Annotated in this window: 13 protein-coding genes; 7 read left to right on the forward strand and 6 right to left on the reverse strand. The window is 69.3% G+C overall.

Translation table 11 applies throughout. The annotated features are described in order from the left end of the window. Position 1: 1 nt before the first annotated feature. Entirely contained in the window at positions 2 to 931 is a 930-nt protein-coding gene (locus ACFQVD_RS35105; protein WP_343966975.1) for an ABC transporter permease, read from the reverse strand. Positions 932 to 1433: 502 nt separating this feature from the next. Between ACFQVD_RS35105 and ACFQVD_RS35110 the strand changes: the two genes are divergently transcribed. From ACFQVD_RS35110 to ACFQVD_RS35130, 5 genes are all read left to right on the forward strand, one after another. Next, the gene (locus ACFQVD_RS35110) at positions 1434 to 3065 is read left to right on the forward strand and encodes a peptide ABC transporter substrate-binding protein (RefSeq protein WP_343966972.1); all 1632 of its coding nucleotides are present in this window, start codon (positions 1434 to 1436) and stop codon (positions 3063 to 3065) included. A 118-nt stretch (positions 3066 to 3183) separates the two neighbouring features. Continuing rightward, positions 3184 to 4122 (forward strand): ABC transporter permease, encoded by a 939-nt coding sequence (locus tag ACFQVD_RS35115; RefSeq protein ID WP_343966969.1) that lies wholly within the window; start codon positions 3184 to 3186, stop codon positions 4120 to 4122. Further along, the gene (locus ACFQVD_RS35120; protein ID WP_343966967.1) at positions 4115 to 5044 is read left to right on the forward strand and encodes an ABC transporter permease; all 930 of its coding nucleotides are present in this window, start codon (positions 4115 to 4117) and stop codon (positions 5042 to 5044) included. The genes ACFQVD_RS35115 and ACFQVD_RS35120 overlap by 8 nt, the downstream gene beginning before the upstream one ends. 8 nt (positions 5045 to 5052) lie before the next feature. Beyond that, entirely contained in the window at positions 5053 to 6090 is a 1038-nt protein-coding gene (locus ACFQVD_RS35125) for an ABC transporter ATP-binding protein (RefSeq protein ID WP_343966965.1), read from the forward strand. Next, on the forward strand, positions 6074 to 7087 hold the full coding sequence (locus tag ACFQVD_RS35130; RefSeq protein ID WP_343966963.1) for an ABC transporter ATP-binding protein: 1014 nt from the start codon (positions 6074 to 6076) through the stop codon (positions 7085 to 7087). Before ACFQVD_RS35125 ends, ACFQVD_RS35130 begins: the two co-directional genes overlap by 17 nt. A gap of 85 nt (positions 7088 to 7172) precedes the next feature. Here ACFQVD_RS35130 and ACFQVD_RS35135 read toward each other — a convergent pair whose 3' ends face one another. The 4 genes from ACFQVD_RS35135 to ACFQVD_RS35150 all read right to left on the reverse strand — a co-directional run bounded on the left by ACFQVD_RS35135 (position 7173) and on the right by ACFQVD_RS35150 (position 10370). Next, a complete protein-coding gene (locus ACFQVD_RS35135; RefSeq protein ID WP_343966960.1) occupies positions 7173 to 7703 on the reverse strand; it encodes a hypothetical protein in 531 nt (176 codons plus the stop codon). Between the two features lie 130 nt (positions 7704 to 7833). Then, the gene (locus tag ACFQVD_RS35140; RefSeq protein ID WP_343966957.1) at positions 7834 to 9021 is read right to left on the reverse strand and encodes a lipid-transfer protein; all 1188 of its coding nucleotides are present in this window, start codon (positions 9019 to 9021) and stop codon (positions 7834 to 7836) included. Further along, positions 9018 to 9476: a Zn-ribbon domain-containing OB-fold protein gene (locus ACFQVD_RS35145; RefSeq protein WP_343966955.1), complete on the reverse strand. Its 459-nt coding sequence runs from the start codon at positions 9474 to 9476 to the stop codon at positions 9018 to 9020. Before ACFQVD_RS35145 ends, ACFQVD_RS35140 begins: the two co-directional genes overlap by 4 nt. Before the next feature lie 93 nt (positions 9477 to 9569). Beyond that, on the reverse strand, positions 9570 to 10370 hold the full coding sequence (locus ACFQVD_RS35150) for an SAM hydrolase/SAM-dependent halogenase family protein (RefSeq protein ID WP_343966953.1): 801 nt from the start codon (positions 10368 to 10370) through the stop codon (positions 9570 to 9572). A 117-nt stretch (positions 10371 to 10487) separates the two neighbouring features. On the opposite strand from ACFQVD_RS35150, the gene ACFQVD_RS35155 reads away from it, so the two are divergent. Together ACFQVD_RS35155 and otsB are read left to right on the forward strand one after the other, a co-directional pair. Further along, a complete protein-coding gene (locus ACFQVD_RS35155) occupies positions 10488 to 10802 on the forward strand; it encodes a DUF3263 domain-containing protein (RefSeq protein ID WP_343966951.1) in 315 nt (104 codons plus the stop codon). A gap of 173 nt (positions 10803 to 10975) precedes the next feature. After that, the gene (gene otsB / locus ACFQVD_RS35160) at positions 10976 to 11761 is read left to right on the forward strand and encodes a trehalose-phosphatase (protein ID WP_343966949.1); all 786 of its coding nucleotides are present in this window, start codon (positions 10976 to 10978) and stop codon (positions 11759 to 11761) included. Between the two features lie 45 nt (positions 11762 to 11806). Here otsB and ACFQVD_RS35165 read toward each other — a convergent pair whose 3' ends face one another. Continuing rightward, positions 11807 to 12976: an MFS transporter gene (locus tag ACFQVD_RS35165; protein ID WP_343966947.1), complete on the reverse strand. Its 1170-nt coding sequence runs from the start codon at positions 12974 to 12976 to the stop codon at positions 11807 to 11809. Between the last annotated feature and the right edge of the window lie 21 nt (positions 12977 to 12997).

Raw genomic sequence — 12997 nt, forward strand, 5'->3', positions numbered from 1 at the left:
CTCAGCCACGGCCGTACTTCTCCTCGGCTCGCCAGAAGTACCAGAAGCCGCCGAGCAGAGCGAACACTGCCCAGAATACGCAGACCGCCCAGATATAGGGCCGGGCCGGGTGGGTCTGCATGAGCAGGTCCCGCATGAGCTCGATGTACGCGGCGGCCGGGTTGAAGTACATGATGTCGGCGACCCACTGGGGGAGGCCGGCGCCGTTGGGGCCCACGACCCGGTCCTCGATGGAGAAGAAGACTCCGGAGGCGTAGAGCCAGGTGCGCATGATGAAGGGAAGCAGCTGGTTCAGGTCGCGGGCGGTGGAGCCGACCCTGGCGAGCACCAGGCTGGCGCCGACGTTGAACATCGTCTGCAGTGCCAGGGCGACCGGGATCAACAGCCACAGCAGGGTGATCGGCTCGCCGGTGACCAGCACCAGGGCGAACAGCACGCCCATGGAGATCAGGAGTTGCTGGAACTCCTGGATCGTGTAGGCCAGCGGGAGCGCGGCGCGCGGGAAGTGCAGGGCCCGGATCAGCGACAGGTTGCCGGAGATCGCCTTGGCGCCGCCGCTCACCGAGCGCTGCGTGTAGGTGAAGACGAACATCCCGGTGATGAGGAAGGCCGGGTAGTTGTCGATGCCCTTGCTCGCGCCCAGGATCACGCCGAACATCAGGAAGTAGATCGCGGCGTTCAACAGCGGGGTGAGGACCTGCCAGAGCTGGCCCAGGGCTGAGTTGCTGTACTTCGAGACGTTGCGCGAGGTCGCGTACGTCATGACGAAATGTCGTCGTTCCCACAACTGGCGTAGGTAGACGAGCAGACTCGGGCGTGCGATGGCACGCCGAAGTCCGTAACGCGCGGCGAGCTTGGCCAGCGGCTCTGGGGTGCCGTTACTCGGGCCGCCCGCCTGGGCGTCCGCGATCGCGGATTCCGGCTGGCTCATGGCAAGGACTCTATTGGATGTGGGTGGATGAAGCGCCTGCGGCGGCGTGCTGCCGCACACATTGGACGGGATCTCCGGGAAAGAGGTTCCAGGGTAATTGTGTGGTTCGCCAGGGAGGGGCCGGATTTTTTGCGGCCCGGCAAGTGTGGATCCAGGTCGGGGTCATGGAAAGGCAACGGCGGTGAGCGGTCCTGGCGCGAGGGGAGTTTGACGTGATCGTTGATGCCTTGCGCATACCCGTATGTCGTATTTGTGGGCATGTAGTGCCCTGGTCAGGTTGATGTGGTGGACACTTGACGCTGAGTCAGTTAACGCGTGACCGAACTGCAACATTACGGATATGGGTCAGTGTGGCGCGGTAGGGGATAGTCACGATCGATCGGTGTGGCGTCAGCGCCCGGACGGGAGTGGCGGGAGGCGGGGGCCACAAGATCCTCCCTCGCGTTACTCGGGTCGTGGATCCCAGCGTTGACGCAAGTCTGCAAAGGGAGGATTTACCGCAATGCGTTTAACCACGGGTGCGCGACTCACCGTCGGCACCACGTTGCTCGCCCTCGCCCTCACCGCGTGCGGCGGCTCGACGTCTCCGGAGGGCGGGGCCACCTCGGCCGACCTGCCCGTACGCATGGAACTCGGCGAGCCGCAGAAACTCTTCTATCCCGGCGACACCACCGAGTCCGAGGGCGCCGAGGTGCTGGCCGCCGTTTTCGCCCCGCTGGTCGGCTACGACGACAACAAGCAGGTCGTCGACGAGGTCGCCGAGTCGATCGAGACGACGGACAACACGGTGTGGACGATCAAGCTCAAGCCCGGCTACACCTGGCACAACGGTGAGCCACTGATCGCCCAGAACTATGTCGACGCGTGGAACTACGCCGCCAACCAGGACAACGTACAGGGCGCCAACGGCTTCTTCGGCCGGGTGGACGGCTGGGCCGACCTGAACCCCGGTGAGGGGCAGACCGTCTCCACCAAGGAGATGAAGGGGCTGAAGGTCGTCGACGAGAGCACCTTCACCGTCACCCTCAGCAAGCCGTTCTCACAGTTCAAGACGCTGCTGGGGTACACCGCGTTCTACCCGCTGCCCAAGGCGGCCTTCGGCGCCGACGGCAAGGTCACCGAGGAGTACGCCAAGAAGCCGATCGGCCAGGGCTACTTCCAGTTCGACAAGCCGTACAACAAGGGCACCGACCAGACGATCGACCTCACCCGCTACGACAAGTTCGCCGGGGCGAAGCCGAAGTTCACCAAGCTCCAGTTCAAGCTCTACACGAGCTCGGAGACCGCGTTCAACGACCTGGTCGCGGACAACCTCGACGTCCATGACTCGCTGCCTCCCTCGGCGATCTCCAGGGCGAAGTCGGAGCTCGGCGAGCGCTACCTGGACACGCCGGACGGCGGCATCGGCTACCTCGGCTTCCCCGTGGGGCACAACAAGACGTACTCGAACGTGAAGGTCCGCGAGGCCGTCTCGATGGCCATCGACCGCGCGACCATCGCCGACAAGGTCTTCTCCGGCACGCGCGCCCCGGCGGACGACTTCATCAACCCGCTGCTCGACGGATACCGGCCCGGCGCCTGCGCGGCCTGCGCCTACGACCCCGCCAAGGCCAAGGAACAGTACGCGGCCAACGGCGGCCCCAAGACGCTGGAGCTGGGCTACAACTCCGACGGCCCGCACAAGGAGTGGATCGAGGCCGTCGCCAACAACCTCCGTGCCAACCTGGGCATCGAGGTGACGGTCAAGCCGTTCGAGAAGTTCGCCGCGATCCTCGACGAGCTCGACAAGAAGACCTACGGCGGCCTGTTCCGGATGGGCTGGGCGATCGACTACCCGTCGGCGGAGAACTACCTCACCCCGATCTTCTCCACCGTCGCGATCAAGACCGGTTCCAACTACGCCGGCTGGTCGAACAAGGAGTTCGACGAACTCCTGGTCAAGGGCGACACCGCGCCCACACCGGAGGAGGGCCTGAAGTTCTACCAGCAGGCCGACGATGTCCTGATCAAGGAACTGCCCTACATCCCGGTCTACTTCTACCGGAACAACGCCGCGTTCTCCAAGAACATCAAGGGTGTGAGGGTCAACCTGCTCAACCAGGTCGAGTGGGCCGAGGTCGAGAAGGTCAGCTGACCACCGGTTGAGGGCCGGGTGGGACCCCGGCCCTCAACGGCCGCCCCGGGGCGATCTCGCGGCGCCGCGCGACCCGCCGGTCCGCGAGATCGCCACCGGGCACGTACGGGAGAACTGAATGGGCCGCTACATCATCAGACGCCTGCTCCAGGCGATACCAGTCCTGCTGGGCGCCACCCTGCTCATCTACGCCGTCGTCTTCGCGCTGCCCGGCGACCCCATCGCGGCGCTGGCGGGCGAGAAGCGCATCGACCCCAACATCGTCGCCATCCTGCGCGAGCAGTATCACCTGAACGATCCGTTCCTGGTGCAGTACTGGTACTACATCACCGGCCTGGCCGGCGGCGACTTCGGCACCACCTTCTCCGGGGTGGGGGTCGATGAGATCATCGCGGGCAAGTTCCAGGTGACCATCAACCTGGCGGTGACCGCCCTGGTGCTGGAGGCCGTCATCGGTGTGGGTCTCGGCCTGTTCGCGGCGCTGCGCCGCGGCAGGGCCAGCGACTCGCTGATCCTCGCCTCCACACTGGTGCTGATCTCGGTGCCCACCCTGGTCACCGGGTTCGTGCTCCAACTGCTGCTGGGGGTGAAGCTCAAGCAGGCCGGGGTCGACCTTTTCCCGGTCGCGGGCATCTCGGCGGGCTGGCGGAGCTACCTGCTGCCAGGCTTCGTGCTCGCCGGGATGTCGATCGCCTACCTCACCCGGCTCACCAGGAACAGCCTGGTGGAGATCATGCGTGCCGACTACATCCGCACCGCGGTGGCCAAGGGCCTGCCCAGGAGCCGGGTCATCGGCAGGCACGCGCTGCGCAACGCGCTGATCCCGCTGATCACCTATCTCGGTGCCGATCTCGGCACGTTGATGGGTGGCGCGGTGATCACCGAGACGATCTTCAACCTCCCGGGAATCGGCGGGCAGCTCTTCAGCTCCGTCTACCTGCGCGAGCAACCCGTGGTCGTCGGCATCGTGACGGTGCTGGTGCTGATCTACATCCTGGCCAACCTGGTCGTCGACCTGCTCTACGCCGTGCTCGATCCGAGGATCCGCTATGAGTGAAACCCTGATCCCGGCCGCCGACCGGCCCGAGAAACCCCAGGACGGTGGGCCGGCGAGAAGGCCGCCCAGGTCGGCGAGCCTGTGGTCCGACGCCTGGTACGACCTGCGCCGCCGGCCGCTCTTCATCGGCTCGGCCGCCCTCATCACCGTTCTGATCGCCATGGCCGCGTTCCCCCGGCTGTTCAGCTCGGTGAACCCGTTCGACGCCGCGACCTGCCGGCTGGAGGACACCCGGCTGGGCATGGGTGCCGCCCACTGGTTCGGCACCGACAACCTCGGTTGCGACGTCTACGCCCGCACGATCCACGGTGCCCGTAACTCGATCGTGGTCGGTGTGAGCACCACCGCGGTCACCGCGCTGGTGGGCGGGATGCTCGGCCTCGTCGCCGGGTTCACGGGCGGCGCGTTGGACACCCTGGTCTCCCGGCTCGCGGAGATCTTCTTCGCGATCCCGTCGATCCTCGGTGCCCTGCTCATCCTGGCCGTCTTCCGTACCGGCAACGTGTGGACGGTCATGCTCGCGATGGCCGTACTGACCTGGCCGATGACGTACCGGATCATGCGGGCCGCGGTGATCACCGCCAGGAGCCAGGACTACGTGCTCGCGGCGCGGGCGCTCGGCGCCTCCGCGTGGCGGATCATGTCCCGGCACATCCTGCCGAACGCGATCGCCCCGGTGATCGTGGTCGCCACGATCAACCTGGGCTACTTCATCGCCGCCGAGGCGGGGTTGTCGTTCCTCGGGGTGGGCCTGCGCTCGCCCGACATCTCGTGGGGGCTCATGATCTCCGATGCCAGGGAGCGTTTCCTGGAGGCTCCGTGGGCGCTGCTGTTCCCGGCGGCCTTCCTGAGCGTTACCGTGCTGGCCTTCATCATGCTGGGCGACGCCGTCCGCGACGCCCTCGACCCGAAGCTGCGGTAGGGGGACCCGTGAAGAAGACCTCGACACAGGTGGTGCCGACCGGCCGGGCTCCCGGCGGCGAGCCGCTGCTCGCCGTCGAAGACCTGCACGTGGAGTTCGTGACCAGGCAGGGCGTGGTCAGGGCGGTCAACGGGGTCAGCTACTCGCTGAACGCCGGGGAGACGCTCGCCGTGCTCGGTGAGTCCGGCTCGGGCAAGTCGGTGACCGCGCAGGCCATCATGGGCATCCTCGACTCCCCGCCGGCCCGTATCCCCAGCGGGAAGATCCGCTTCCGGGGCACGAACCTGCTCGGACTCTCGGAGGACGCCCGCTCCCAGGTCCGGGGCCGGCGGATCGCGATGATCTTCCAGGACGCGCTCTCCGCGCTGAACCCGGTGTTCACCGTCGGTTTCCAGATCGGTGAGATGTTCCGGGTGCACCGGGGGACCTCCAGACGCGACGCGGAGAAGAAGGCGATCGAGCTGATGGACCGGGTCCGCATTCCCGGTGCCAGGCAACGGGTGCACGACTATCCGCACCAGTTCTCCGGGGGGATGCGCCAGCGCATCATGATCGCGATGTCGATCGCGCTCGACCCGGAGGTGCTGATCGCCGACGAGCCGACCACGGCCCTCGACGTGACGGTGCAGGCCCAGATCATGGAGCTGCTGGCCGAACTGCGGCGGGAGAGCGACATGGGCCTGATCCTGATCACCCACGACCTCGGTGTGGTGGCCGACGTCGCCGACCGGATCGCGGTCATGTACGGCGGGCGGATCGTGGAGGAGGCCCCCGTGCACGACATCTACCGGGCGCCCGCCCACCCGTACACCAAGGGTCTGCTCGACTCGATTCCCCGGGTCGACCAGAAGGGGCAGGAGCTGTACGCCATCAAGGGCATGCCGCCGAACCTGCTCGACATGCCCTCCGGCTGCTCCTTTCACCCGCGTTGCCCCTACCGTCAGGACAACTGCGTCACCGACGCGCCCGCGCTGTACGAGATCGACCCGACACGCTCCAGTGCGTGTCACTACTGGAGAGAGGTCCTCGATGGCAGCCGCGGGTGAGCCGATCCTGGAGGTCCGGAATCTGGTCAAGCACTTCCCGCTGACCCAGGGCATCGTCCTGCGCAGGCAGATCGGTTCGATCAAGGCGGTCGACGGGGTCTCCTTCGACCTGCGCCGGGGCGAGACGCTCGGCATCGTGGGAGAGTCGGGCTGCGGCAAGTCCACGCTGGCCAAGCTCCTGATGGCGCTGGAGCGGCCCACCTCGGGATCGGTGAAGATCAACGGCAGGGAGGTCGCCCAGACCAGGGGCGGCGAGCTCAAGCGGGTCCGCCGCAACATCCAGATGGTCATGCAGGACCCCTACACCTCGCTGAATCCCCGGATGACCGTGGGCGACATCATCGGTGAGCCGTTCGAGATCCACCGGGACGTGGCCCCCAAGGGCGACCGGCGCCGCAGGGTGCAGGAACTGCTGGAGGTCGTGGGGCTGGATCCCGACCACGTCAACCGCTATCCCCACCAGTTCTCCGGTGGCCAGCGCCAGCGCATCGGCATCGCCCGGGGGCTCGCGCTCCGGCCTGAGATCATCGTGTGCGACGAGCCGGTCTCCGCGCTGGACGTGTCGATCCAGGCGCAGGTCGTCAACCTGCTGGAACGGCTGCAGGACGAGTTCGGTCTCGCCTACGTCTTCATCGCCCACGACCTGTCGGTGGTCCGGCACATCTCCGACCGGGTCGGGGTGATGTATCTGGGGAAGATGGTCGAGCTCGGCGAGGAGACCGAGATCTACGACCGGCCCGCCCATCCCTACACCCAGGCGTTGTTGTCGGCCGTGCCGGTGCCCAACCCGGAGGGGCGTGAGCGGCGTGAGCGGATCATCCTCCAGGGTGACCCGCCGTCCCCGGCCAGCCCGCCGTCGGGCTGTCGATTCCGTACGCGGTGCTGGAAGGCGGCGGAGATCTGCGCCGTCGAGGAGCCACCGCTGCGGATCCGGCCGGGCACCGCGCACGCGAGCGCCTGCCACTTCGCCGAGACCCACGACGTGACACACGTGTAGCAGGGGCGGGAAAAGCGGAAGGCGCGGCCCCCACAACGAGATGTGGGGGCCGCGCCCTACTGCGCTACGGCAGGATGCCGCCCTACTAGAGGATGTCGACGCCGACGCCGCCGATGCCGACGAGGCCGCCGATGCCGACGCCGTGGCCGACTCCGCTACCGCTGCTGATCACGTTGCCGCCGCCGACGATGTTGTTGCCCCGGCCGATGCCGCCGCCGAGGATGCCGCCGCCGATGCCGCCCCCGTAGACGCCACCGCCGTAGACGCCGCCGCCGTAGATCCCGCCGCCGTAGACGCCGCCGCCGTAGATCCCGCCGCCGTAGACGCCGCCGCAGCCGGCCCCGTAGACGCCGGCCCCGTAGACGCCGCTGTACACGGGAGCCGCGACCACGGTGGGAGCCGCGACCACCGCGGCGGTCGGGCAGGCGACGGCGAGCGGCGCGCTGACGACGCCGACGCCGCAGCAGTCGGCCTTGGCGGCCTTGGCCTTGGCCACGGACTTGGTCGCGGCCTTGGTGGTGGAGGTGGTGGAGGACGTGGACGCGGAAGCGGCCACGGCCGGTGCGAGGACGGCGATGCCGACGCACGCGGAAGTGATGAGAAGACGACGAATCATGTGTGGTTCCCCCTGGAAGGAAATCGCGGCAGTGTCTTGGGGCCTCTGGAACGGACCGTCTGCGCGCGGCTACTCAAAGTAACGGGAGTGAGACTATCCAGCGACATGCTTTGGGGAGGGTCAAGAATGGTCAGCTTGTGGCAATGATCGAAGAGCCGTGGCCGAACAGACCCTGGTTGATCGCCAGCCCGATCCGGGCACCTTCCACCTGTCGCGCTCCCGCCACGCCCCTCAACTGCCAGGTCAGCTCGCAGACCTGGGCGATGGCCTGGGCGGGGACCGCCTCGCCGAAGGAGGCCAGCCCGCCGGAGGGATTCACCGGGATCCGGCCGCCGAGCGCGGTGTCCCCGGCGCGCAGCAGCTTCGCGGCCTCGCCCCGCGCGCAGAGGCCGAGGTCCTCGACCCAGTCGAGCTCCAGCGCGGTGGACAGGTCGTACACCTCGGCGAACGACAGGTCGTCGGGGCCCAGGGCCGCCTCCTCGTAGGCGGCGTGGGCGATGGAGGCACGGAACGGGCGCTCGGGGGGCGGCACCGCCGCGGTGGAGTCGGTGGCGAAGTCCGGCAGTTCGAGCACGGTGCCGGGGAAGGACGGCGTCACCGTGGAGACGGCCGCGAGCCGTACCGGGCGGCTCGCGCCGTGGCGGCGGGCGAACTCCGCGGAGGCCAGGACCAGCGCGGCGCCGCCGTCGGAGGTGGCGCAGATGTCCATCAACCGCAGCGGGTCGGCCACCAGGGGGGAGGTGAGTACCTGCGCGGCGGTGACGGTTTCGCGGTAGCGGGCGTTCTCGTTCGCCGAGCCGGCCAGGGCGTTCTTCACCTTGACGGCGGCGAAGTCCTCGGCGGTGTCGCCGTACAGGGCCATTCGCCTGCGCGCGTAGAGCGCGAAGTACGCCGGGTTGGTGGCGCCGAGCAGCCGGAACCTGAGCCAGTCGGGATCGTCGGGGCGGTCGCCGCCCACCGGCGCGAAGAACCCCTTCGGCGTGGAGTCGGCGCCGACGACCAGCGCCACGTCGCAGAGGCCGGCCAGGATGCGGGTCCTGGCGATGTCCAGCGCCTGCGCGCCCGAGGCGCACGCCGCGTAGCACGAGGCGATGCGCGCCCCGTTCCAGCCCATGGCCTGGGCGAAGGTGGCGCCGGCGACGAAGCCCGGGTAGCCGTTCCTGATGGTGTCGGCGCCCACCACGAACCGCACGTCCGTCCACTCCAGGCCCGCGTCGCGCAGCGCGGCCCTGGCCGCCGCCACCCCGTACTCGACGAAGGGCCGACCCCACTTGCCCCAGGGGTGCATTCCCGCGCCGAGGATGACGACGTCGCTCATGAACTCTCCCCGTTCTGCCGCTCCGCTGTGGCGCCGGTGGCGCCGGTGGCGCCAGGGGCGCCCCACATCCAGACCAGCGGGCCGTCGGCGAGCGGGCCCGTGGTCAGTTCGAGCTCCATGCCCACCCGCAGGTCGTCCACCGTGAGGTCCTTGACCTGGCCGAGTACCACGATCCCCGTCCCAGCCAGCTCCACCGCCGCGAGAGTGACGGGAACATAGGGATCGGCGGTCACGAACGGGGCGGGTGGCGGGTAGCAGGAGTTGGTGTAGGACCACACGGTGCCCCGGCGCGGCAGGCGCGTCTCCGCCAGGTCCTCGCCGTCGCAGTACGGGTTGCGGCAGAAGCCCGTCCGGGGCGGGAAGTAGACGGTCCGGCAGTCCGCGCAGCGGGTGCCGAGCAGGTGCGCGGTGCCGCCGTCCACGGTGAACCAGCCGTTGATCACGGGTGCGGTCATAGGGCCAATATGACACAAGCGCTTGCTAGGTAACATCCCCCCTTCGGGAAGCGGGCCCGGCGGAGGTCCGCGGGCCGGTCGCCGGCCCACAGGTCATGGCGCGGGTGAGAGCCGCACGCGGGCTCCCGGCGGCAGGCCCAGCCGCTGGGAGGCGTCGCCGGAGTTGATCGCCAGTGCGACCAGCCCGACCGAGTCGATGAAGGCCACGATCTCTCCGGGAGGGACCGCGGTGAAGGACTCCTTGAACGGCACCGCGAGCCGACGCCCGCCCATCCAGACCACCAGGGTGTCTCCCAGCGAGACGCGCAGCGTCATCAGGTCGGCGGCGCCGATCGACAGCTGGACGTTGCCGTGCCGGTTGACCGACAGCACCTCCCCCTCGGCGTAGTCGTCCTGGACCGTCGAGGTGGGCGCGGGCAGCGAGATCAATCGGTTTATCGGGATCTCCTCGCCCATTTCGTCCAGATGCCGCCCGATCGCCAAATACGCCGCGACGGGCGCGAAGAGGTCGCGTCCGTGGAAGGTCGTCGAGAGAGGAGGCAGGAAGAACTCCTCGTTGGACAGCTCATAGGCGGCCCGCGCGCCTCCGCTGGCGTGGATCGCCCACGACAGCAGCCCGTTGTCCGGGCCCAGGAACACGTGGTCGCCGGCCTCGACCGCCACTGCCCTGCGCGAGCCGCTGGGATCCACCGCGGCGACGTGCACGCCGGGAGGCAGGTAGGTGATCGTCTGGGCCAGGATCGCCGCACCGCGCCGCACGTCTCCCAGAGGCACCAGATGGCACACGTCGATGATTCGCGACTCCGGAGAGATTCCGACGATCACGCCGTGACAGGCGGCGATATAGCCGTCTTCCAGTCCGTAGTCGGTGAGAAGGCTGATGACAGAGGTCACACTTGGTGACTGTACGGCTCCGCATCCGTCATGAACAGCGCGAAATTCCGGACTATTCTGACTTCGGACCGCGGGTGCGCGGTGTGATCGCCATGTGCCCCGACCGAGGAGGAAGCCATGGACACCGAGCCGACCCCCGGTGACAGTGCCGACGGCGGGGCTGCCCGAGAGCCCGCATCGCGTGCTCTCACCGACTCCGAGCGGGAGTTGCTCGCCTTCGAGCGCCGGTGGTGGCGCCACGCGGGCGCCAAGGAGCAGGCGATCCGCGAGGCCTTCGACATCTCCGCGACGCGCTACTACCAGCTGCTCAGCGAGCTCATCGAGCGACCCGCGGCACTTGCCCACGACCCGATGCTGGTCAAGCGCCTGCGCCGGCTCCGGGAGACGCGCCGGAGCGACCGAGCGGCCCGGAAGACGGGCTTGCGTCCCTGATGGCGGGGTACAAGCGGTCGGGCAGTCGATCGCGGTGATGCGCCCGGATTGAGTAAGAGGCCCTGAAGATGGCTTGCGTCGCTGATCTCCGGGTACGACCGGTCGGGCAGGCGATCGCCGGAGGCGGGGGCCGATGAGACGGGCGAGACGGTGGAGACGGAGAGGAACCGGACATGACGGCGAACCCGCCCGACGGGCTGAAGGCGATCGTGGCCGACCCGGGGGGAGCGGTGATCGGGCTCGACTTCGACGGCACGCTGTCCCCGATCGTCTCCGACCCCGCGGAGGCCAGAATTCACCCCGATGGGCCCGAGGTGCTGGTCAGGCTCGGCGGCCTGGTCGGCGCCGTGGTGGTGGTGACCGGCCGCCCGGCCGCCACGGCCGTCGAGTACGGCTCCCTGGCCGGGGTGCCTGGTCTGGTGGTGCTCGGCCACTACGGCCTCGAACGCTGGGAGGCGGGCGCGCTGGCCGCGCCGCCCGTCCATCCGGGCCTCGACCTGGTCAGGGCGGGGCTCCCCCGGCTGGTCGAGGGGTGGGACGGGGTCAGGGTCGAGGACAAGGAGCGGGCGATGGCCGTGCACACCCGGCAGGCCGCCGACCCGTGGGCGACGCTTGAGGCGCTGCGCGAGCCGGTCGCCGCGCTGGCCGCCGAGGCCGGGCTGGTGGTGGAGCCCGGCAAGTTCGTGCTGGAGCTGCGCCCGCCGGGGATGGACAAGGGGATGGCGCTGAGCGCCTTCCTGCGCGAGCGGGCCGCCAGGTCCGTGCTGTTCGCCGGAGACGACCTGGGAGATCTCGCGGCGTTCGCGGCGGTACGGGCCTCCGGGCTGCCGGGGGTGACGGTGTTCAGCGGGTCCCCCGAGATCGAGGTGGAGGCCGACATCGTGGTGGACGGGCCCCCGGGGGTCCTGGAGCTGCTCGGCTCGATCGCCGACGCCATCGAGGGAGAGGCGCCCCGCTGAGCGGTTGAGGCCGCGGCCGGACGGGCGTCACCGCCGCCTGCCCGCTCAGGCGCGCCTGCCGGAGCCGATCAGCAGTCCTCCGACGGCCAGCCCGATCAGGACCGGGACCATGAGGAACGCCTGCTGGGTGCCGAACCCGTCGGCCAGCGCGCCGAGCAGGAACGGCCCGCTTCCCACCGCCAGGCCGGCGAAGATCGAGGCCAGGGCCGACGCCTGGTCCCGCCGCCCGCCGGAGACGGCCAGCACCCGCGACAGCGCCATCGGGAAGTGCAGCGCGACTCCCAGCCCGGATACGGCCAGGCCCAGGTAGGAGAACACCGGGTCCTCGCTCAGCCAGAAGATCGCCCATCCGGCGGCCGTGACCAGGAGCGCCCCGATGAACAGCGCGGTCGGCGGTATCCGCAGGGCCAGCCGCCCCCCGGCCAGGCGCCCCACCGCCAACCCGGCGGTGAACGCCGCGACCGCGGTCGCCGCCACCGCCGCGGGCAGTCCGGTCTGGTCGGAGAACAGCTTGGCCGCCCACAGGTTGAAGCAGAACTCCATCGCGACGCAGCAGAACAGCACGGCCCCGGCCAGGTAGAAGCGCCAGCCGAAGCGGGACCCGGCCTCAGGGGCGGTTCCGGCCGCCGCGTCCTTTCGCTCCGGGATCCAGACGCGCCCCATGAGCAGCGCGAGCAGCGCGGTCAGCGCGGCGGGCACCAGCAGCGCCGCCCGCCAGCCGAAGACGCTCTGCGCGGCGGCGCTGACCACGAAGGGGACCCCGATGCCGACGATCACGCAGACCGCGTTGGCCTCGCTGATCGCCGCCGGACCCGCGGGACCGTGGTGGTCGTCGAGCGCGGCCATGCCCGAGTACAGGGTGAGGGAGGCCATCCCGCTGGCGACGCCGTAGCCGAGGAGGGTGATCGGCAGCGTGGTGGGGGCCGCCGCGACCAGGAGCGTACCGACGCTCATCCCGGCCAGTCCGGTCCAGGTGACGGCCCGGCGGCCGATCCTCCTCGTCAACCAGGGGAGGGCGAGGCCGGTGATGATGCCGCCCAGGGCCATCGAGGTCCCGTGCAGCCCGGCCACCGCCTGGGAGATGCCCTGGTCGATGCGGAGCAGCGGGAGCGCGGTGCTGAGGCCGTACAGATAGGTGGCGAAGGCGCCGAGCTGCAGGTAGATCAGCCAGGTCGCGCGGTCCCGGATCAGCCTGACGGGGGCGATCGCGGTCAATTCAGGCTCCCCGTATGTAAA

Source organism: Streptosporangium amethystogenes subsp. fukuiense (genome assembly GCF_042665875.1).
Classification (GTDB): domain Bacteria; phylum Actinomycetota; class Actinomycetes; order Streptosporangiales; family Streptosporangiaceae; genus Streptosporangium; species Streptosporangium fukuiense.